Annotated in this window: 18 protein-coding genes; 9 read left to right on the top strand and 9 right to left on the bottom strand. The window is 47.2% G+C overall.

Annotated features, from left to right (window positions below; genetic code table 11):
• Nucleotides 1–102: 102 nt before the first annotated feature.
• Nucleotides 103–1,764, bottom strand: coding sequence for a methyl-accepting chemotaxis protein (locus PQQ36_RS05725; protein ID WP_015727337.1), 1,662 nt, complete (start codon nucleotides 1,762–1,764; stop codon nucleotides 103–105).
• Between the two features lie 213 nt (nucleotides 1,765–1,977).
• Nucleotides 1,978–2,769: a DUF4344 domain-containing metallopeptidase gene (locus PQQ36_RS05730; RefSeq protein WP_273660548.1), complete on the bottom strand. Its 792-nt coding sequence runs from the start codon at nucleotides 2,767–2,769 to the stop codon at nucleotides 1,978–1,980.
• A gap of 622 nt (nucleotides 2,770–3,391) precedes the next feature.
• Here PQQ36_RS05730 and gltS (PQQ36_RS05735) point away from each other — a divergent pair.
• The 3 genes from gltS (PQQ36_RS05735) (at nucleotide 3,392) to PQQ36_RS05745 (ending at nucleotide 7,328) form a co-directional block, all read left to right on the top strand.
• Nucleotides 3,392–4,618, top strand: coding sequence for a sodium/glutamate symporter (gene gltS, locus PQQ36_RS05735; protein WP_011082090.1), 1,227 nt, complete (start codon nucleotides 3,392–3,394; stop codon nucleotides 4,616–4,618).
• Nucleotides 4,619–5,079: 461 nt separating this feature from the next.
• Entirely contained in the window at nucleotides 5,080–6,306 is a 1,227-nt protein-coding gene (gene gltS, locus PQQ36_RS05740; protein ID WP_273660549.1) for a sodium/glutamate symporter, read from the top strand.
• Between the two features lie 155 nt (nucleotides 6,307–6,461).
• The gene (locus tag PQQ36_RS05745) at nucleotides 6,462–7,328 is read left to right on the top strand and encodes a hypothetical protein (RefSeq protein ID WP_011082092.1); all 867 of its coding nucleotides are present in this window, start codon (nucleotides 6,462–6,464) and stop codon (nucleotides 7,326–7,328) included.
• A 104-nt stretch (nucleotides 7,329–7,432) separates the two neighbouring features.
• Here PQQ36_RS05745 and nagB read toward each other — a convergent pair whose 3' ends face one another.
• Nucleotides 7,433–8,233: a glucosamine-6-phosphate deaminase gene (gene nagB / locus PQQ36_RS05750; RefSeq protein ID WP_011082093.1), complete on the bottom strand. Its 801-nt coding sequence runs from the start codon at nucleotides 8,231–8,233 to the stop codon at nucleotides 7,433–7,435.
• A 321-nt stretch (nucleotides 8,234–8,554) separates the two neighbouring features.
• Between nagB and PQQ36_RS05755 the strand changes: the two genes are divergently transcribed.
• On the top strand, nucleotides 8,555–8,806 hold the full coding sequence (locus PQQ36_RS05755; RefSeq protein WP_015727340.1) for a DUF3081 domain-containing protein: 252 nt from the start codon (nucleotides 8,555–8,557) through the stop codon (nucleotides 8,804–8,806).
• A 62-nt stretch (nucleotides 8,807–8,868) separates the two neighbouring features.
• On the opposite strand, the gene PQQ36_RS05760 is transcribed toward PQQ36_RS05755, so the two are convergent.
• Genes PQQ36_RS05760 through PQQ36_RS05770 form a run of 3 tightly spaced genes read right to left on the bottom strand, consistent with a single transcriptional unit; the run spans nucleotide 8,869 to nucleotide 12,252 of the window.
• A complete protein-coding gene (locus PQQ36_RS05760; protein ID WP_206627844.1) occupies nucleotides 8,869–10,872 on the bottom strand; it encodes a flavohemoglobin expression-modulating QEGLA motif protein in 2,004 nt (667 codons plus the stop codon).
• Nucleotides 10,853–11,893: a glutathione synthase gene (gene gshB / locus PQQ36_RS05765; RefSeq protein WP_011151465.1), complete on the bottom strand. Its 1,041-nt coding sequence runs from the start codon at nucleotides 11,891–11,893 to the stop codon at nucleotides 10,853–10,855. The genes PQQ36_RS05760 and gshB overlap by 20 nt, the downstream gene beginning before the upstream one ends.
• Nucleotides 11,893–12,252 carry a DUF413 domain-containing protein gene (locus PQQ36_RS05770; RefSeq protein ID WP_011082097.1) on the bottom strand — a complete coding sequence of 120 codons (360 nt, stop codon included), beginning with the start codon at nucleotides 12,250–12,252 and terminating at the stop codon, nucleotides 11,893–11,895. Before PQQ36_RS05770 ends, gshB begins: the two co-directional genes overlap by 1 nt.
• A 149-nt stretch (nucleotides 12,253–12,401) precedes the next feature.
• On the opposite strand from PQQ36_RS05770, the gene PQQ36_RS05775 reads away from it, so the two are divergent.
• Nucleotides 12,402–13,301 (top strand): LysR family transcriptional regulator, encoded by a 900-nt coding sequence (locus PQQ36_RS05775; RefSeq protein ID WP_058645764.1) that lies wholly within the window; start codon nucleotides 12,402–12,404, stop codon nucleotides 13,299–13,301.
• Nucleotides 13,302–13,434: 133 nt separating this feature from the next.
• On the opposite strand, the gene PQQ36_RS05780 is transcribed toward PQQ36_RS05775, so the two are convergent.
• Nucleotides 13,435–13,638, bottom strand: coding sequence for a hypothetical protein (locus PQQ36_RS05780; RefSeq protein WP_040110359.1), 204 nt, complete (start codon nucleotides 13,636–13,638; stop codon nucleotides 13,435–13,437).
• Between the two features lie 370 nt (nucleotides 13,639–14,008).
• Here PQQ36_RS05780 and PQQ36_RS05785 point away from each other — a divergent pair, with 370 nt between their 5' ends.
• Together PQQ36_RS05785 and PQQ36_RS05790 are read left to right on the top strand one after the other, a co-directional pair.
• On the top strand, nucleotides 14,009–15,394 hold the full coding sequence (locus PQQ36_RS05785; protein WP_058645762.1) for a DNA-3-methyladenine glycosylase 2 family protein: 1,386 nt from the start codon (nucleotides 14,009–14,011) through the stop codon (nucleotides 15,392–15,394).
• A gap of 1 nt (nucleotide 15,395) precedes the next feature.
• The gene (locus PQQ36_RS05790; RefSeq protein WP_017791404.1) at nucleotides 15,396–15,881 is read left to right on the top strand and encodes a methylated-DNA--[protein]-cysteine S-methyltransferase; all 486 of its coding nucleotides are present in this window, start codon (nucleotides 15,396–15,398) and stop codon (nucleotides 15,879–15,881) included.
• 182 nt (nucleotides 15,882–16,063) lie between these two features.
• Here the strand turns inward: PQQ36_RS05790 and PQQ36_RS05795 are convergent, their stop codons facing one another.
• The gene (locus PQQ36_RS05795) at nucleotides 16,064–16,672 is read right to left on the bottom strand and encodes a YitT family protein (RefSeq protein WP_011082103.1); all 609 of its coding nucleotides are present in this window, start codon (nucleotides 16,670–16,672) and stop codon (nucleotides 16,064–16,066) included.
• A gap of 211 nt (nucleotides 16,673–16,883) precedes the next feature.
• On the opposite strand from PQQ36_RS05795, the gene PQQ36_RS05800 reads away from it, so the two are divergent.
• Both PQQ36_RS05800 and PQQ36_RS05805 read left to right on the top strand, forming a co-directional pair.
• Nucleotides 16,884–17,288 (top strand): GFA family protein, encoded by a 405-nt coding sequence (locus PQQ36_RS05800; RefSeq protein ID WP_015727348.1) that lies wholly within the window; start codon nucleotides 16,884–16,886, stop codon nucleotides 17,286–17,288.
• The gene (locus tag PQQ36_RS05805; protein ID WP_044023999.1) at nucleotides 17,288–17,575 is read left to right on the top strand and encodes a TfoX/Sxy family protein; all 288 of its coding nucleotides are present in this window, start codon (nucleotides 17,288–17,290) and stop codon (nucleotides 17,573–17,575) included. The genes PQQ36_RS05800 and PQQ36_RS05805 overlap by 1 nt, the downstream gene beginning before the upstream one ends.
• Here the strand turns inward: PQQ36_RS05805 and nhaD are convergent.
• Nucleotides 17,569–19,005, bottom strand: coding sequence for a sodium:proton antiporter NhaD (gene nhaD, locus PQQ36_RS05810; protein ID WP_130246851.1), 1,437 nt, complete (start codon nucleotides 19,003–19,005; stop codon nucleotides 17,569–17,571). The genes PQQ36_RS05805 and nhaD overlap by 7 nt on opposite strands.
• Nucleotides 19,006–19,400 lie beyond the last annotated feature (395 nt).

The following is a 19,400-nucleotide window of genomic DNA, read 5'->3' on the forward strand; positions in this document are numbered from 1 at the left end:
GCAAGACGAAATGTTTACAGTGTAAATTGCGTAAACAAAAGAGAAGGGCAGCGTCGCTGCCCTTGTTGTTGCTGTCTTGTCGCGTTTGCAACGGTACCGATGTTAGACGGTGAAGCGTCCGACGAGATCAGAAAGTTGGTGCGCTTTCTTATTCAAGCTTTGGCTACCCATGCGGTTTTGGTTGGCTAAGTCCGCTGATTGGCTACTTTGATCTGAAATCACCACGATTCGTTCTGAAATTTCCTGCCCAACAATACTTTGCTCCTCGGTTGCGGTTGCAATCAAAGAGTTCATATCCATGATGGTGCCAATTGAGTCGATGATTTTCAGCAAAGCAGCGGCGGCGGCATTGGCTTCTTCTACCGTGCTTTCACCACGGGCTTGGCTGGCATCCATCGCTTTCACCGCTGCATCCGATGCGGCTTTCAACTGGTTGATCATCTGATGAATTTCACCCGTGCTGTCTTGTGTGCGGCTGGCGAGTTTGCGAACTTCGTCTGCCACTACCGCAAAACCGCGGCCTTGTTCGCCAGCGCGAGCGGCCTCAATGGCGGCGTTCAATGCCAGCAAATTGGTTTGCTCTGCGATGTCTTGAATCACTTCCAAAGAAGAGGAAATGTTTTTCACATCACCCTCGAGGCGAGAAATGACGTCATTGGCTTTCGAGACTTCACCAGCGAGCTCACGTACCGACGAAGCTGCCGAGTTGACGATGGTTTGCGCTTCATGGGCATTTTCTTCCGCGTAGCGCGCTGCTTGCGCCGCTTGGCTGGCGTTGCTGGAAATTTCGGTGGCGGTGGTGGTCATTTCTGTCATGGCGGTGGCCACTTGTTCGGTTTCCCCACGTTGACCTGCGGCGAGGTTGTCCACTTCGGTTGCGCGGCGAGACATATTGTCCGTTTCGCTGACCACGTCCTTGCCAACTTCCGTGACACTGCGGATGATGTTTTGCAGGCTACCGACAAACTGATTGAAGTTGCGGCTCAATTGCTTGAACTCTGGCACGCTGAAATCTTCCATGCGCGCGGTTAAATCAGCATCGCCACTGGCAAAGGAGCGGATTGATTCATCAAACATTTCCAACGGTCGCATAATGCTGCGGTTAACGAAGACGGCAAACACACCTACGATGAGCGCAATAATGATGGCAAAAAACGCGATAGCGGAAAGGGTGGTTTGCAACGCATCGTGAGCGGTGCTCTCCATCTCCATCACGATAGCGTCAATGTCATCGGTGTAAAAACCAGTACCGATCATCAGATCCCACTCCGAGATAAAAATGGAGTAACTCAACTTTGGTAGGGGGGTGGTTTGGCCCGGTTTTGGGAAGTAGTAAGTGGTGAAATCACCAGTGCGGGCATTCTTCAACAAATCTTTGATCAGATAGTTGCCCTTTTGGTCTTGGAGATTGATAAAGTTTTCACCAATCCCTTTATCACTTTTACCGACAACTATACGTGTCCCTTTTGAGTCATAGGCAAACACATAGCCAGAGTCACCATATTCGAGTTCGCGCAACACTGGCAGCGCTTCTTCCAGTGTCGCTCTGCGGTTCAGCAGTGGCTGCACGGCGGATTTCGCCATCTGAATGTAGTTTTTCAACTCCTCTTGCTTCATCCGCATCATGTTGTCGCGAGTGATTTCAATTTGTTGCTCATTAAATGCGGTGGTTTTCAGATAGGTAAACCACATCATTCCCAGAGCAATGGTTAAAACAGGCACGATTGAAAGAATATACAATCTTTTTCTTATGGTTAAATTCATAACAACTTTCCTTGCGTCACAGCAGCATTGTTAAGCCGAATAGCGTAGTAAATGGTTCTTGTAATAATGCTTTAAGCTTAGCCAATCCTTCGCCAAGGTAATGTGAAATTGGAGGGTTTTATGAAATAAAAATGATGAGATTGTTATTATTTTGTTTCTCATCATTTTTGGACGCGATGAATGGTGCATCCGATTGATTATGGTGAGTTAGGTTTATTCAGGCGCGCTAGTGAGATAGCGATGCCAGTTGTCACTGAGGGTTTGATAGTTCGCTTGGCAAAACTCAGTGCGCTCCTGGCGGTACTCTTTTTCTATTTCATCAAGTAGGTTGGGATGCCGCTCAGGATTGCTGCCATAGACCAAACAGAGCGTGGCAAAGTAGCGTTGCAAATCAAAGCTGTGTTCATCAATGTACTCATCCAAATCGTAGTACTCAGGTTTGTCTTCTGACTCAAAAGCAAACATGTCTGCTGCGCTGATGGCAATCTCATCGCCATTTTCGACGTAATCGATCAACAATAAGGTGGCAAAATTGTCCACGGCATCTTCTTCTTTACCCAAAATAGCGATGTTTTGATCGGCAATGTAGGCGTGGCCAGCTTCATGAAGTAGGGTATGCAGCATGGTGTTGATCGCACCGCTTTCCGCGCTTTTTCCATAGGTTTTTTGATACTCGTTTTTACGGAAATAATCGAGTGACTCGGTATAAAACGAAAAAGGAATGTGCACGGTGTGCGTTTCGGGATCATACAGTGGGCCTTGATCGCCACCATAGCTGACGGTTAAGGTCTTTTTGAACGGAAAGAGCGAATGAGAAAGCTCGAGCAGGGTTGTGTTGATTTGGTAAGACTCGAGTGTATCGATAATCGTCTGCTCTTGTTTGGTAACTTGCTTGGGGTAGAGGATTTGAATGGATTCGGCAAGTGCCCCAGCGCTAAAACAAGACGCCAGTAATAGACTGAGTGGCCAGCGTGTTTTCTGGCAAGAGGGTTGTGGATGTTTCATGATTTTTCCTTTCAACTGAGGCTGAATGTGTGTTTCATGTTTATGCTAAATGGTTCTGTTTAATCAGTGAATTCTGGTGATATACAGTCTGATTGTTGGAAACTTTGACCAAGATCGGACATTTTCGTCGATTTATGTTATAGTTCGCTTCCATTTTGGCCACTGCTGTAGAGTAAAGCTCAACAATCCGCCCTTTGCCAGTTTAGGTGCTCACTCCGAGTTGTCGGCAGTTTGTCGATAGAGGAAACGGTCAGGAACGAAAAAAGCGCGGCAAACAGAGGCAAAATGGAAGAGGATTTTGAATGCCAGTTATGGCGTCGAGGCATCTGTATACCGTAACGGAATGTTTGTCGTACAGATTGGCCACTCATCGATTAGGGAGCTAGAAATAGCTCCTTTTGTATTTTGGAAGCTTGCAAAGGGTGTTTGAGACATCACCCAATGATCGCCTTCCATCCCTTGAGCCTAACCAGATGGCTTGTACTCGCTGCCTATACCCCGTTTAGATTGGTGTTTCACCTTAGTTGGCAGCGCATTAGACGATGCAGTAACTGACGTTCAAAAGCAAAATACTAACACTCTGATATTAAGGAAGATAAAGAGTCTGAGATGAAGAGGTTGTATGAATCATTTAATCACAGTCGGTGCACTGGAATCTTTTTTAGTGGCGATTAGCGTGCTGTTTTTAGGGCATTTTATTAATGCCAAACTCCCCATCCTAAGAAAATTCAATATTCCCGAACCCATTGTTGGTGGTTTGATTGTCGCCTGTATCATTACGATTTTGCATTTCCGTGGCATCGATTTGGAATTCAATTTGCCCTTGCAAAATACCTTTATGCTGATGTTTTTCTCGACGGTGGGTTTGGCGGCAAACTACACCCAGTTACTCAAAGGCGGGGCCAAAGTGTTTCTGTTTCTGGCGGTGGCGTCGGTGTACATCGTGATTCAAAATGGCGTTGGTGTTTCGCTGGCGAGTATGCTGGGCTTGGATCCGTTAATGGGCCTGATCGCGGGCTCCATTACGCTTTCCGGGGGTCATGGAACTGGCGCGGCATGGTCGCAAACGTTCGCAGATAACTATGGTATGTCCAACACGCTTGAAATCGCGATGGCCTCCGCGACGTTCGGTTTGATCATCGGCGGCCTAATTGGCAGCCCAGTGGCGCAGCGTTTGGTCGACAAGCACAACGTCGAGTCCGAGTATGGTCGAGGTTCAAAAACCCACGAAAAATTCCCTGAACTGGTAACTTACAACGAATACGAAGAGGATAAGGTGACGGCAAAGAAAGTGATTGAGAAGCTGTTCTTCCTGATCATTTGTGTGACCGGCGCCAAGTACGTTGAACAGTGGGTCAGCACCTATGAAATCAAATGGTTGATGATTCCAGATTTTGTCTATGCGCTGTTTATCGGTGTCATCATCACCAACTTCCTTGAAGTGACGAAAATCCGCAAGTTAGACGCTGAAACCGTCGATATGCTCGGCACGGTGTCGTTGTCGCTGTTTTTGGCGATGGCGCTAATGAGTTTGAAGCTGTGGAACATCTTCGATCTGGCGATTCCATTCTTGGTGATCTTAGCGGTGCAATCGGTGGTGTTGGCGCTGTTTACTTACTATGTGACGTTTAAAGTGATGGGCAGCAACTATGATGCGGCAGTGATTGCTGGTGGCCATTGTGGTTTTGGCCTAGGTGCGACGCCAACTGCGGTGATGAACATGGGGTCAATCGTGAATCGTTTTGGCCCTTCGCCTCAGGCCTTTATGGTGGTGCCAATAGTGGGGGCGTTTTTTATCGATATCGTCAACTTAATTGTCTTACAGGGCTTTATCTCTTTTATGGGGTAAGTCGTGTGTTGATGTTTGATATTGTTCACCAACAAGGGAGCCAAATGGCTCCCTTAGTTTTTGGGCGCTGTTTGGCCTCTCTTGCCTTGACGATAATGGCCATGGGCGAGTCTTGCTCACCATATTCACTCAATAGAAATTTATATTTCTCACATGGTGAGATAATAATTCGGTAATCTGTTACTTATTCTTATTAATTGAGAATTCAAAGGGAATGGTTCAGTGACATTTGATTTCATCGCGGCACACTGGCTCCTCATTGAAAAACGCACGTAGTTTCGTTCACTACCACTCGGGATAGCCTAATACTCTCTCAACCCTCTTGCCGCGTGTATCGTGGTACCACAGTGCGCTGTGCCTTAATAAGCAGGGCTTTGCGAGAAAAACGCCAATTTGCAGCAGCCGTTCTGCACTCGAGTTGCGGTGAGCGACGTTACTCATGCCACAACAATAGAGGTTTTATGAACAGTGTTGTATCTGTTGGTCCGCAGGAGTCCTTTCTCATCGCCGTTGGCGTGCTATTTTTGGGTCACTTTATTAATGGCCAAATTCCGATCCTCAAACGTTTTAATATCCCAGAGCCAATTGTCGGCGGCTTAGTGGTGGCCTTGGTGATCACCCTTGCCCACTTTAATGGCATCACTTTTGACTTTGACTTACCGTTGCAAAAAACGTTTATGTTGATGTTTTTTGCTACGGTAGGTTTGGCCGCCAACTACAAACAATTGCTCAAAGGTGGCGTGAAAGTCTTGCTGTTTTTACTGATTGCGTCGATATACATTGTGGTGCAAAACGGCATTGGCGTCTCGCTGGCGAGTATGCTTGGTCTTGACCCCTTACTTGGGCTGATTGCTGGCTCCATCACGCTCTCTGGCGGTCATGGAACCGGAGCGGCATGGTCGCATACCTTTACGCAAAACTATGGGTTAGAGAATGCCTTAGAAATCGCGATGGCCTCTGCCACGTTTGGTTTAGTGATGGGCGGGATCTTGGGCAGCCCAGTGGCGCAGCGTCTGGTGGACAAACACCAATTGGAATCTGAATACGGTCGAGAATTGCAAGTCCACCAACGTTTTGCTGATTTGGTCACTTACAATGAAAATGAAGAAGACAAAGTCACGGCTAAGAAGGTGATTGAAAGCTTGGCGCTGATGTTTCTGTGTGTGATTGGCGCTCGCTACCTCTCTCAATGGGTCAATCAATTAGACATTGCTTGGTTGATGATCCCTGATTTTGTTTACGCGCTGCTGCTGGGTGTGTTTGTAACCAACTTCCTTGAGCTCACCAAAGTGAGAAAGTTGGATTTAGAAACGGTGGATATGCTCGGCACCGTTTCGCTCTCACTGTTTTTGGCGATGGCATTGATGAGCTTAAAACTGTGGAATATTTTTGATTTGGCGCTGCCATTTCTGTTTATTTTGTCCATTCAATCATTGGTGATGGTGCTGTTTAGCTACTTCGTGACGTTTAAAGTGATGGGGCGCAACTACGACAGTGCGGTGATCGCCAGCGGTCATTGTGGTTTTGGTTTGGGCGCAACCCCCACCGCTGTGATGAACATGGGGTCGATTGTGAATCGCTTTGGCCCTTCTCCACAGGCATTCTTAGTGGTGCCGATCGTCGGCGCGTTTTTTATCGATTTAGTCAATATGCTGATATTACAAGGCTTTATCGCTTTTCTTGGGTAATTGACTTTTCACTCAAATACATGGGATTGCGGTGGAGGTCGCACTGCGATTTATCTCTAGCGAAACAAAAGGTTAGTCACTGCCTTTGTCGACGTTTTCGGCTAGAATAATGGTTCTTGTGTACGGTAAATAACCACGAATGAAAGGAGGCAGCCATGACGGACAAAATCTCAACGACGGCATTGGCAAAAATGCGCAACATTGAAGCCTCTCAACTGTTTACCGATTTGAGCCGTGCTGGTTACATCAGCCGAGTGGGCGATAAATGGATTCTCACCGAATTGGGCGCGCGTTTTGGCGGCGAATATGTTGACCATACGAAATTTGGCCAGTTCATTGTCTGGCCTGTGAACTTGCATGTTGAGTTGACCTCAACTCAAGGCAAGTTATTGAGCGCGACGCAAATCGGCGAGCTGCTTGGGCTTAATGCCAAAAAGATGAACCAGTTGCTCAGTGAAATGGGCTGGATGGCCAAAACCGAGCGTGGTTGGGAAGTGACCGAATCGGGCATTCGTGCTGGTGGTAAACAAAAAGGTGATGGTGAGGAGAAGCCATACTATTTGTTGTGGCATGATTCGATTACACGCAACAAACGCCTAAAGCAGTCAGTGGTGGAGTTCTTGGGGCAAGACGCGGAAGTGCATGCGACGGATAAGTCATTTTCCAGTTTCCGACAGAAATTTGAGGCGAAACACCGCACCTTAGATGGCCACTATGTGCGCTCTAAAGGAGAGTTGTTGATCGACAATTGGCTGTATTTAGCGGGTGTTGCTCATGCTTACGGGCGGCAGTTACCGATTGAAGAAGAGATCATCAGTGATTTTTATTTGCCTGCTGGCAAAGTCTATTTGCAGTTCTGGGGTAGCGATAACGGTGGAACACCAGAGGCGAATAAAGCCAAGATTCGCGCGGTGTATCAAGCGCATCATTTCCATCTGATTGAAGTTGAGCAAGACGAGCTGGAAAGCCTGGATGAGGTGTTGCCGCAGCGTTTAAGGCCATTTGGCATTAAAGCGTATTAGTGGCTCAGCTCCATCAGCGGCGTACGTGTTTCACTCTGTTTCCAATGAAAAAATCCCGCAAAATTTGCGGGATTTTGTTTTTCTGGCGTTCGCTCAGAGCGAAATTAGAAGCCGACGATGTTCTTCGCTTCTAGCTCAGTGAAGTATTTTACTGTCTTCACTTTTAGCTCTTGAGTTGACGGCTCATCACATACGATCACTGACTTAGGATGTAGTTGAAGAGCAGAAACAGTCCATAGGTGGTTTACGCTGCCTTCTACCGCTGCTTCTAGCGCGAGTGCTTTGTTATGGCCTGTTACTAGGATCATAATTTCTTGAGAATCAAGCAACGTACCCACGCCGATCGTCAAGGCGTATTTTGGTACTTGGTTGATGTCGCCATCGAAGAAACGAGAGTTAGCAATACGCGTATCTTCCGTTAGTGTCTTGATGCGAGTGCGAGACGATAGAGAAGACGCTGGCTCGTTAAATGCGATGTGACCATCGTTGCCCACGCCACCCATGAATAGGTTGATACGGCCGTAAGATTTGATTTTGTCTTCGTAACGCTGACATTCTGCTTCGTGATCTTCCGCATTGCCGTTTAGCAGGTTGATGTTCTCTTCCTGGATGTCAATGTGGTTGAAGAAGTTGTTGTACATGAACGAACGGTAAGATTCTGGGTGATCGGCGGAAATACCAACGTACTCATCCATATTAAAAGTCACAACGTGCTTAAAGCTCACTTTGCCTTCTTGGTAAAGTTCAATCAGTGCTTTGTATGTCGCAAGAGGAGTGCCACCCGTAGGTAGACCCAATACGAAAGGACGCTCAGCAGTTGGTTGGAAATCATTGATACGCTTAGCAATATGTGCCGCTGCCCACTTACCAACTTGTGCTGCGGTTTTTAACGGGATAAGTCTCATTTTTCGCCCCTAGATATTAGAAATTTTGGATGTACCGAAACATTATTTTGCATTATAAAATAAGTTTTCTGTGGCTGCCATTGTTTTAGGTCAAAATTTCACATATTTCACCCAACTGTCACCATTGTGGCTGATGACACACGTTTGCGTTGGGTGTTTTTCTTGGATTGAGCGTCGATGAATGAGTTAAATCTGTTCTAATCAGTTGATAAATTTATCTTCTAAATTAAGTGGTAATTTGAAGGGGCTCAACTTTACGCATTGGCGAAATAACCACCACCTGCCCATACTCATAGTGTGTTCTTCTGCAGGAGCCAGATCATGAAAAACGAGTTAGATTCCACCAAAATTCTGCACGCGTATGAAACCATTATGGAACGAGGCACCCCAACCGAATTTGGCAAAATTTACGAAGGGGTCGAAGCGTTTTCAGATTATGATGGCTACAGCGTGTACATGCGAGGCAATGGGGTTGAGTTAAAAGTCGGTTTTCACAACACCTACCACCTAGATTATGAGCAAGAGCACTTGCGCGATAGCTTCTTGAAAAAAGTGGCACTGCTCGCCAAATAAAGCGTGCCCCACCAGTTAAGGCTAATGACCTCTATGTTGATGCACTTGTTTCGGCAAGTGCGTCAGTGTTTTAGAGATCGAATCAAATAAGCGAGTGTCGGCTCAATGTCACCTTGATGTTGAGGGATGCGATGACGTGGCTGAGTTAGCCATCCACGTTCAACCAATTCGTCAATCAGATCTAAGTAGCGATGGCTGCATTTTCCAATCATGAGGTTGTCTAGGCTGCGCTGTTTGCTGAGATCCAGCATGGCTAAGAAGCCCTTGAGATACACATAGTCTTTTGTGAAGCCACCACCGCGGTAAACGCGAGTTGTGATGATGAAGGCATCGTCCCTTTCTAGCTGGAGCTCATCAGTTAAAAAACAAAAAGTCTGGTAGAAGTTGTGCTCTTTGAGTAAGGAATCTACCGCCAGCACTCGAACGGCTAAGGCTTGTAAGCGAGCATGGGACAGGTATCCAGAGTGGTACTCCGCCATGATCGCCAAACCTTCCTGTGTCAAGGTGTCGCCTGGTAGACCGAGTCGAAACACTTGCAATGGCTGCATTTTGGCATTGAAGGTGGTGGCCATATGCACACCAAGTTCATGTTGGATCAGGCGTCTCAGTTCCGTATCGTGAAAAGTGACCTTGCCATTTAAAAGGAGTGTCGGGGGATTTGAACTGACCATGGCGCGTGCCGCCAAGGAAGAGGACAAACTCACTTTACAAGGCATCTCCCACGCTTTTGCGGCCTGTTGCATCTGCGTTTGTGCTTGCTGTGCAGTAAAATGTGCCCCGTGTTCTTTATCGAGTGTCTGCGCGTAGAGAAGAAACTGAGCGTTGCTGATATCGACGCCGTCGGGACGACCGTAATGGCGTAACGAGTTATAGAGAAATGCCTCTTGCCCCACGCTGGTTAGCAGGTCAATTTTCTCACTCAAATTATTCACCATATCGCTGTAGAGCTGGCGCATATCAGGATCGGCGATGGTTTCGATCGGCAAACGATAAAGCTGATGTTTGAACTCGTTGGCATGGATAGGCAGCTGGCGATAGCGATAGTCTGGAGTATAGCGATTGGGGGCCGCTTCAAAGCGCTTTCGTTCGGCGGTTAAATTGGTTGGGTTAACGTATTTAAGCGTTTCAACTTTATTGGCCAGTTTGTAGAGCGCTTTATCCACGGCCAGCACCGCAGGCTCGATCGATGAGCTCAGCATATCGGCTTTGCTGACCGAACGGCGGCGATTGAACTTGCGTTGAAAAAAGGCACTGGTTTGGCTAAAGGCTTCTTTCAAACCGGATTGCAACGCCTCGAGGACCAAAGGAAACAGCGTGCCGCTCTCCTCTTCCATAAAAACTTTCTTCACTTCAGTAGGCAGTACTAAGGTGCGATCAAAGTGTGCGTTCGTGTGGGCAATTAAGTAGCCTCGGCCTTCAAATACGGCGTTGACTTGCGCTGTGGCGGCGAGGTTAGGTAGCGCAATGCTTTGCAATTCTGCGCAAAAACGTTTCACCACCGATTGCCAGCGTTCCATATCAATTTGTGCGGTGCCGATGTTGAATACTGGCGCGTCTGCTTGTTGCCGCTTGTAGTTGTAAGAGTGAACATCAAACACCAGTACCATACCGTGCAGCGATTCGAGTTTGGCGATCAATGCTTCATAAAGTTGATAAAAAGCCGCGTGTTTTTGATGACTTCGGTTGCGCTGCTGATTGCTGAGAGGTTTCTTCCACACCTGCACATCCCAAGCCGATTTGTAGTATGTGCTTAGTGTCATGGCTCGATTGAGATCGTACTCAAAACGCGAATCAAGGCCGATCAGCACAATCGGTTGTGACATGATCATGTCATCGGTGTAGGGATCTTCTTCGAATAAGCGTTCACTGTCGCTAAGTAAGCACTGGTTGGTCAGATCGCTTCTTAACCGATGTCCGGCGTGAATGGCGGTACATACCACAGGTAGGTATTCATCGATTTTGATGAAGCAGCCTCCCTCCACCAACTCGCCTGAAAATGGCTGCCCTCGTTTGATCATCGAGAGCATCTCTTCTAATGCGTATTGGTTATGGTTCGATGTGAGCATTTTGTACCGCCGTGCGGAAAGCGCTCTTACGCTGCTGGAGGAGTTCTTTGGAATTGACGATGTTTTCAACAAAATCGATCACTTGGCGCTGCAAGCGTACTCGGTTGAGTTTGTTGATTCGGGTAATACCGCCTGGGCTCAGTACATTCACCTCAACCAGCTTATTGCCGATCACATCAAGACCAGTGAAATAGAGGCCATCTCGCACTAATTTGGGGCCAATAGCTGCGCACAAGCGTCGCTCTTCTTTGGTGAGAGTGTGCTTAATGACTGACCCTCCTGCGTGCACGTTTGAGCGAAACTCGCCCTTGGCCGGAATCCGCGCCATTGCACCAATAGGCTCACCATTGAGCATCAAAATGCGTTTGTCGCCTTCCTCGGCACCTTCAATGTAATCTTGCAAAATCACATAGTTACTTTGTTCGCCTTCCCCAATATAGAAATCGAGGAGTGAACGGAAGTTCTGTTGTGCATTTTTCTCAATCACAATCACACCATGCCCACCAAAGCCATTGAGCGGTTTGAGGATCATCTTCTCGCTCTGGGACTCTTCCAAAACGCGTTGCAGATACTCTCGATTTTTTGAGACATGGGTAGAAGGGAGAAACTCGCTGGCTGTGCCGCCCATACTGGCGGTGTAGAGCTTGTTATTAGCGATACGTAGGCCTTCAAGGTCGTTGATGATCAGCGTATCGTCTTTGATGGAATCGAGGAAATTCAGGGCAAGATTGTCTAAAGGAGGATTCGCCCGCATGAAAATAACGTCAAAACCCGCCATAGGGAGGCGGGCTTTTTGAAATTCGGCCTGACGATAAAAAGTCGGTACCTTGTCTGAAATTCGCAGTCCTTTTTTCAGGACCTGACAGAAACCAAATACGTTACTGTCTCTAATGGTCAATCCGCTCGTTGTTGTAATGGCAACCGTGTGGCCTCTTAATGCGCACTCATGAATGAGGCGTAAGGTGGTGTCCGTTTCAGGACAAACACGATCCCATGGATACATCAAAAAGCAGATATGCATTAATCGTCCTCAGTTAGGCTTGCGTCTTCCTCAACGTAGTCATCGTTCGCGTCTGGTTTATTGCGTCCGTTAAGAGTATGGAAGCGCTTGCGACCACGTGCAAGGCGGATGTATTTCAACCAAGTACGTTCCACTTTGTTTTGTGCCGCTTCTGGTGTTTCTAGCGTCAGCAAAAAGTGCTTTTCATCTTCATTTTCTGGAGTCAATTGACCAGTCTCTAGACCAACCAAGGTGTCTCCATAAATCATTAGGATTTCCTCTTCTGCAAGAGTAAAATCACCTGACTTTGCAAATCCGCGTGGAAATTTTGCGTTATCGAAAAATCGTTTTTTGCCATGACGAATAGTCGTGTCAGACATATCAAACAGCCTCTGTAACCGTGATAGATGAATAATGATGATTTACGGCGAAAGTTAGGCGCAAAGTTAGCAAAAGAAAAACAAAAGTTTTCTATCGATATGATAGGTATTTGTTGTTAATCTGGTGGCGATAAACCAGGAGATGTCTAATGGACGTAAAGGTCTTTCGTACTTTTTTAGAATTGGCTAATGTTCGTCATTTTGGACGTGCAGCTGAGAACTTATACATTACCCAAGCCGCGGTCAGCGCGCGCATCAAACAGCTAGAAAGCTACTTCGATGTTGAGCTTTTTATTCGTGATCGCAACAACATCAAACTCACATCGGCAGGTGAGCGTTTAGTGGGTTACGCAGAAGTGATGGTGTCCACATTGCAGCAGGCGAAACTTGAACTTTCGATGCAAGATGGCCGTGCCTTGCAACTGACGTTGGGCGGAACGCCAAATGTGTGGGATGCCTATCTGCAAAACTGTTTAAGCGTGGTGACTGATTCGTTCAGTGGCTACGGTTTTAATGCGGAAGTGATGGGGCGAGAACTGCTGACACGTGGCCTGCAAGAGCGCACGTTAGACATGGCATTCGCGTTTGATCAAATCAAAGCAGATGAGTTTTCTTGCAAGAAAGTGGCCGATTTGGTGTTGGTGATGGTGTCCACTGAAACTGCAAGCAAAGACAGCGTCTTTGAGGGTAAATACGTCTACATTGATTGGGGAACCAAGTTTGCTTCTGAGCATGCTGAGCGTCACCAGAAACACCTAGCGCCCTATCTCAGAACGTCGACTGCGCGTATTGCACTCGATTTCATTTTAGAAAAAGGTGGAAGTGCTTACTTACCGGCTTCGATAGCCCAGCCGTACCTTTCTTCGGGGCAGTTGCATCGAGTAGAAGGGGTCGATGAATGGAATCGTCCTATTTATTTAAGCTACCGCAAAGCCAGCACCTCGATTGATGCCATTCGTCAGGTGGAAGAATTGGTTAAGATGATTGACCCGCTGGCCAGCTACCAAGTGCAACAGGCGATGGATTCGTCGTTAACTCAAAACGGTTAAGCCGCAGATTTTCGCGTTGAAATACTTTAAAGCCTCGTCAAAAAACGAGGCTTTTTTGTTGCTTTTCAATGCCCTTTTTTAGCTCGAACCACTCTGTTAAACAAAGCTGTTAAACAAAGTGATTAGCAAGGCGTTAAAGGTTCATGAGATTTTCGAGCGAGTCTTCAATGTTGGCGCAATGGTAGGTGTGAATCGCGTTGCCATCGCGGGCGTTGATTTGAATCGTGGAAATTCCATTGTCTCCTTGAGATTCGATAATGCCGAGAGAGTCCTCTACTGAGTCGCTGGTAATCACTTCTTGATTGCGCAGCACGATAATACAGGAGTGCAGATCCATAGCCTCTTCCTTATTCGTTATGTCTGACGTTGTTGACCACTGGTGAGAGTGGCTACTTTTTAAATTAGTTTAAATTGTGAGAATTGCCAAAAATTATACACAACGCAATATTGCAATCCGATGCAGAGGCTGGGTTGAGGCTGGAAATTGGGATTGAGTTCCGAAAATGGCGAGTTATTATCGAGGTTATTGTTACAATTTCACTCATATATCCCATCGTTTTGGCTTTGCCAATCCGTTGGTTACCAAACACACAGCGAGCGATTGCCAGTGTGAGGCATGGGGATACGCTAACGCTTGATAGAGCGACATGATTGAGGTGGAACAGGGCTTCGGTTCCCCCATTTTCCCGTCAAACAAGGATTTTTCTATGGCCATTTTAAACTACTCATCGCTCACGACAGAGCAGTGTAAACAAGCAAGGATGGCCCGAGATAGTCGCTTTGATGGGCTGTTTTATGTGGCGGTCAAAAGCACTGGGATTTTCTGCCGGCCTGTATGTCCTGCCAATTTACCCAAAGAAGAAAACGTGGAGTATTACCACGATAAAGTGCAAGCCTTGTCGGCTGGCTATCGCCCATGTTTGCGTTGTCGCCCCGACAGCGCGCCTGATTCTTGGGCGTGGAAAGGGGTCGAAACCACATTTCAACGTGCGTTGACCTTGATTGAAGAAGGGGCGCTACAAACGGAGACATTGTCAGCTTTGGCGCAACGTTCAGGAGTGAGTGATCGCTATATTCGTCAATTATTTCGCCGGTATTTGGGGATCTCTCCGAAGCAATACGCTCAGTCTCAGCAGTTGTTGTTTGCCAAACAGTTGCTGCATGGTAGCTCATTGAGCGTTACCGAAATTGGCTTTGCTTCCGGCTTTAACAGTACTCGCCGTTTTAATGATGCGTTTCAAAAGTTGATGGGTATGCCCCCTTCGAAAATCCGTCGAAGTAAAGGAGTTTCGAGTCACGATCAGTCGCATATTGTGCTCGCGTTTCGCGGTGATTTGAACGTAAAACACATGCTGGATTTTTATCGGCAGCGAGCGATTGAAAGCGTAGAGGTGGTGACGGAGACGAGTTATCAACGCCAAGTCGTGATCAACGGAAAAACGGTTGGGTTTCGCGCGGAATTTCCCGCAACATTTCCAGCAGAGAAGCGGCAATTAGTGGTGTATTTTTCGATGGATGATCTGACGTTGTTGCGCCCGATGGTGGCTGGAATAAGGCGGATGTTCGATCTCGATTGCGACACACGCGTGATTGAAGCCCATCTCAACACTGTAGCGCCTGGGTTGGTCAAAAGCGTTGGTATCCGGATTCCGGGTGTCTGGAGTGTTTGGGAAGCGGGCGTACGAGCGATTTTGGGCCAACAAGTCTCGGTCAAAGCCGCCATCGGACAACTGAATCTATTGGTCGCGACTTTACACCCCGATTCTGAAGTGCACACTTTTCCTTCACCACAACAGGTGGTTGATGCGGATCTGCATTTCTTACGAATGCCACAAAGTCGAAAAGAAACCTTAAGACGTTTTGCTGCCATGATGCTGGAGAATGAACACGCCGATCCCAATCAATGGTTGGCGTTAAAAGGCATTGGGCCGTGGACGGTCAGTTATGCCCAATTGCGAGGCCTTTCGCAGCCAGACAGACTGCTAAAGAAGGATTTAGTGGTGAAAAAAGCACTGGCTCAGTTTCCCACTTTGAATCAAGAAAGCGCTTCACCTTGGGGGAGTTACGCAACTTTTCATCTATGGAATCAATAACATGAAATACTACACTCAATTTTCCAGCCCGTTTGGTCTTGTGACCGTTCAGGCCAACGATCAAGGTTTGCTCGGGATCTGGTTTGAACAACACACGACTTTACCAACGGAGTTAGGGTGTGACGCGGCTACGCATCCGGTGATCAGCGAAACTCGTCAACAGTTGGAGCAGTACTTTTCTGGCCAGCGACAACAGTTTGATCTGCCTTTGGCCGCGCAAGGCACCGAGTTTCAACAAAAAGTGTGGCAGGCACTGACCCAAATCCCTTATGGTCAAACCTGTAGCTATCAAGATTTGGCCAATGCCATTGGTAACCCTAAAGCGGTGAGAGCGGTGGGGCTGGCGAATGGTAAAAATCCGATTTCTATCGTCGTCCCTTGCCATCGAGTGATAGGCAAAAGCGGCAAGTTAACCGGATATGCTGGCGGTTTAGAGCGTAAACAGCAATTGCTGGCGTTGGAGTCGGGTGGTGAAATTTCACGCTGATCCATCTCGACTCGCGTTTTGGTTTACAGTGTAAACTTGCTCACGTTTACTACCATTTGGCGGAAGAGAGAAAGCATGGCCTTGACTCGGAACTCGCTCAATACTGTGAATACCGTTGGATGTAACAAAAAACGAGAAGCATCAGGCTTCTCGCTTTTGTTTTAGCTCGTGTTCTGGTGTGGTTATTGAGTGGCGATTTGTGGCTGATAGCGCCCTGGTTTGTGGTTCATCGCTAGAATCAAGTTTGTTGCTACCGCCCCGAGCACTGATAAAGCAATTAAATAAGGTTCAACAATAAAGAGCGAAAGAACGACGATGGTGCAGTCGAGTGCCATTTGAACCTTACCAGCACGAATGCCAAAGCGTTCTTGTAAAAACAGGGCGAGAATATTGAAACCACCCAAGCTCATCTTGTGACGGAAGATGATCAACATTCCAATGCCAATTAAACCTCCGCCAAGTAGGGCGGCATAAAGCGGGTCAATGTGCGCAATTTGAATGACGTGATGCAAATGGTCTACGGCGAACGAGACAATTGTCACGGCAATAAAAGTATTGATGGTAAAGCGCCATCCCATGCGCATGACAGAAAGTAGGTAAAACGGTAGGTTCAACGCAAAAAACACTTGGCCGAAACTAAAGTCAGTGACTTTGGTTAAAAAAATTGCCAATCCTGCGGTTCCACCAGTCAATAATCCTACTTGATTAAAAAAGATAACACCGAGAGAAACCAAGGCACTGCCTAATGTCAGCGCCAGTAAGTTCTCTCTTAGGCTATGATCTTTATCCATTTCGTTGGGCTTCCTTTCAAAAATGCTGTTAAAGAGTAAAAACAGACTTAAACCCGCTAAAGATGTCGATTATTGAGCCTTTTGTCGAGTTTGCAACAGAATTGGTGAAACTGTTAAGTGTTTAACAAATTTTACACAAGCCGGTTGGAACACTGAAAGTTAACAGCTTTGATGGTGAGCGAGAAAAACCATAAAACGCAGGAAGCAAGCGATGATCAAACAAGTTGGCCCAACCGTTATTCAAGCAAAACACAAAGCGAGTTGTCACTGTGGTGGTGTCGAGCTTGAGCTCGATTTACCCAATGGCATTGAGAAACCGAGGCGCTGCGACTGCTCCTTATGTCGAAGAAAAGGGGCCATTGTGGCGTCGGTGAAATTGGATGGGATCCGCATCATCAAAGGCGAAGCCTTACTGAAGCTCTATCAGTTTAATACTCATACCGCGAAACATTATTTCTGCTCTAACTGCGGCATTTATACCCACCATCAGCGCCGCTCTTCACCGAATGAATATGGTTTTAATCTAGGGTGTTTGGAAGGAGTGAACCCGTATGATATCGGTGATGTGCCACTCATGGATGGTGTCAATCATCCATCAGATAGGTCGAGTGAGTGATGAGCGAGAGAATTCGTGATCTGCAAGGGTTGGGGCCGAAGTCAGAACAGATGCTGCAGTCTGTCGGGATCAACACACCTCAACAATTGCGGGATCTGGGGCCTATTCGTGCATATTTGTGTGTTCGTGAGGCACAGCCCAGGGCCAGTTTGAATTTGTTGTATGCGTTAGTGGGCGCGTTGGAAGGGGAACATTGGCTGCAAGTTGCCAAGCAACGCCGTTGGGAGTTATTAGCGCAATTGGAGGGCTACCAAGCGTTGATAGCCCTCTTTGAACAAGATCAGTAGTTGAAGGTTTGTGTGTTATACACCAAATGGACCGCGATGCTGGCGCAGTAACCAAGCAAGATCACCGGGCTCCATTTTAAGTGGCCAAAGAAAGTGTATTGACCGCGAGCAGCCCCCATTAATGCCACGCCAGCCGCCGAGCCGATCGACAACATACTGCCTCCCACGCCCGCCGTTAAGGTGACCAGCAGCCAATTGCCAAGCGACATCGAAGGCTCCATGCTAAGCACCGCAAACATCACCGGAATATTATCGACAATGGCGGATAGGAAGCCGACGGTAATATTGGCCCAAACAGGGTCCCACTTGGTGTAGAGGGTGAAAGAGACCACTTCGAGATAACCTAACAAGCTCAAACCACCGACACACATAACAACGCCATAAAAGAACAGCAAGGTGTCCCATTCTGCCCGAGAGACACGATGGAACACATCGAATGGCACCACAGATCCTATGCGTTTTAGGGCTTCCTCATCCCCATTGGCAATGGCAATGGCGGTTTTCTTGGCTAAAGATTGCGCCAAGGTTTTTCGCAAGAAATAGCCAAAAAATTGCAGATAAGCGAGGCCCATCATCATGCCAATGACGGGAGGGAAGTGGAGTACGGCGTGAAACGCCACCGCGGTGGCGATGGTGAGAATAAACAGGCCGACAATGCGTCGAGCGCCGCGTTTGAGTTCAACATCGACATGCACCGTTTGCGGACGTTCTTCTGGAATGAAGAACGACATGATGAGGGCGGGCAATAGATAGTTGATCGCAGAAGGCAGAAAGAGTGGCATAAACTGTGAGAAACTCACGTGGCCAGCTTGCCAAACCATCAAGGTAGTGATGTCACCAAACGGGCTAAATGCTCCTCCTGCATTGGCCGCAATGACGATGTTAATGCATGCAAGGTTAACAAACTTGGGGTTATCGCCAGAGACTTTCATCACCACAGCGCACATCAAAAGCGCCGTGGTGAGGTTATCGGCGATAGGGGAAATGAAGAAAGAGAGAAAGCCTGTGAGCCAAAATAGCCGACGAAAATCAAAGCCTTTACTCACCATCCACGCTTGTAGCGCGTCGAACAGCCGTCGCTCTTCCATGGCATTGATGTAGGTCATCGCCACCAGCAAGAACAACAGCAGCTCAGCGTACTCCAGCAAGTTGTGTTCTAGCGCGGTTTTGGCGACCTCGCTTTGCCCATGGGACTGATAGCTAAAGCCGATCAAAATCCAGATTAAACCCGCTGCGAGCAGTACGGGTTTGGATTTGCGCATTTTTAAGTACTCTTCCAGCATCACTAAGATGTAGGAGAGAACGAAAATAAACAGGCAGAGTATCCCGACTGCAGATGTGGTGAGATTGAGTTTCGAGGTTGTTGCGCCAAAGGCAAGGGGGGGAAACAAAAGGGTAATTAGCACAACAATCCGTTGATAGATGCCCATAGACCATTCTCCGTTGTTATCTGGAGAAATTTTAGACACAAATGAACGAGTTATATGTGACAGCTATCGTATTCGCTGAAGCGAAATGGATTTAGTCGTTTATCTTTTGAGGCTGTAGACGCTGGCAATGCTCAATAAGGCGACAACAATAATCAGCCCATGGGATAACCAAGCGCTAATTTCAAGAAATGGTGTTAATTGAGTGCTCCACATAACCCCTCCTTCTTTGCAATGGCTACAACATGTGGAATGAAGCGGTTACTTTAATCAGATTGGGGATGAATTATTGTGAGTCATTACAAATATTTAACCATGCATTTCATAAAATACGCTGGCTTTGCGACTCCGCTCTCATTAAATGAGAACCATTCCCGACAGGTGAGCTGGTCATCGGT

This window comes from Vibrio sp. CCUG 15886 (genome assembly GCF_028570825.1).
Classification (GTDB): domain Bacteria; phylum Pseudomonadota; class Gammaproteobacteria; order Enterobacterales; family Vibrionaceae; genus Vibrio; species Vibrio vulnificus_B.

What these genes read in the sequence shown, in the direction of transcription:
- PQQ36_RS05725 (WP_015727337.1), bottom strand. Translation starts at nt 1,764, where the DNA reads ATGAATTTAACCATAAGAAAAAGATTGTATATTCTTTCAATCGTGCCT.
- PQQ36_RS05730 (WP_273660548.1), bottom strand. Translation starts at nt 2,769, where the DNA reads ATGAAACATCCACAACCCTCTTGCCAGAAAACACGCTGGCCACTCAGT.
- gltS (WP_011082090.1), top strand. Translation starts at nt 3,392, where the DNA reads ATGAATCATTTAATCACAGTCGGTGCACTGGAATCTTTTTTAGTGGCG.
- gltS (WP_273660549.1), top strand. Translation starts at nt 5,080, where the DNA reads ATGAACAGTGTTGTATCTGTTGGTCCGCAGGAGTCCTTTCTCATCGCC.
- PQQ36_RS05745 (WP_011082092.1), top strand. Translation starts at nt 6,462, where the DNA reads ATGACGGACAAAATCTCAACGACGGCATTGGCAAAAATGCGCAACATT.
- nagB (WP_011082093.1), bottom strand. Translation starts at nt 8,233, where the DNA reads ATGAGACTTATCCCGTTAAAAACCGCAGCACAAGTTGGTAAGTGGGCA.
- PQQ36_RS05755 (WP_015727340.1), top strand. Translation starts at nt 8,555, where the DNA reads ATGAAAAACGAGTTAGATTCCACCAAAATTCTGCACGCGTATGAAACC.
- PQQ36_RS05760 (WP_206627844.1), bottom strand. Translation starts at nt 10,872, where the DNA reads ATGCTCACATCGAACCATAACCAATACGCATTAGAAGAGATGCTCTCG.
- gshB (WP_011151465.1), bottom strand. Translation starts at nt 11,893, where the DNA reads ATGCATATCTGCTTTTTGATGTATCCATGGGATCGTGTTTGTCCTGAA.
- PQQ36_RS05770 (WP_011082097.1), bottom strand. Translation starts at nt 12,252, where the DNA reads ATGTCTGACACGACTATTCGTCATGGCAAAAAACGATTTTTCGATAAC.
- PQQ36_RS05775 (WP_058645764.1), top strand. Translation starts at nt 12,402, where the DNA reads ATGGACGTAAAGGTCTTTCGTACTTTTTTAGAATTGGCTAATGTTCGT.
- PQQ36_RS05780 (WP_040110359.1), bottom strand. Translation starts at nt 13,638, where the DNA reads ATGGATCTGCACTCCTGTATTATCGTGCTGCGCAATCAAGAAGTGATT.
- PQQ36_RS05785 (WP_058645762.1), top strand. Translation starts at nt 14,009, where the DNA reads ATGGCCATTTTAAACTACTCATCGCTCACGACAGAGCAGTGTAAACAA.
- PQQ36_RS05790 (WP_017791404.1), top strand. Translation starts at nt 15,396, where the DNA reads ATGAAATACTACACTCAATTTTCCAGCCCGTTTGGTCTTGTGACCGTT.
- PQQ36_RS05795 (WP_011082103.1), bottom strand. Translation starts at nt 16,672, where the DNA reads ATGGATAAAGATCATAGCCTAAGAGAGAACTTACTGGCGCTGACATTA.
- PQQ36_RS05800 (WP_015727348.1), top strand. Translation starts at nt 16,884, where the DNA reads ATGATCAAACAAGTTGGCCCAACCGTTATTCAAGCAAAACACAAAGCG.
- PQQ36_RS05805 (WP_044023999.1), top strand. Translation starts at nt 17,288, where the DNA reads ATGAGCGAGAGAATTCGTGATCTGCAAGGGTTGGGGCCGAAGTCAGAA.
- nhaD (WP_130246851.1), bottom strand. Translation starts at nt 19,005, where the DNA reads ATGGGCATCTATCAACGGATTGTTGTGCTAATTACCCTTTTGTTTCCC.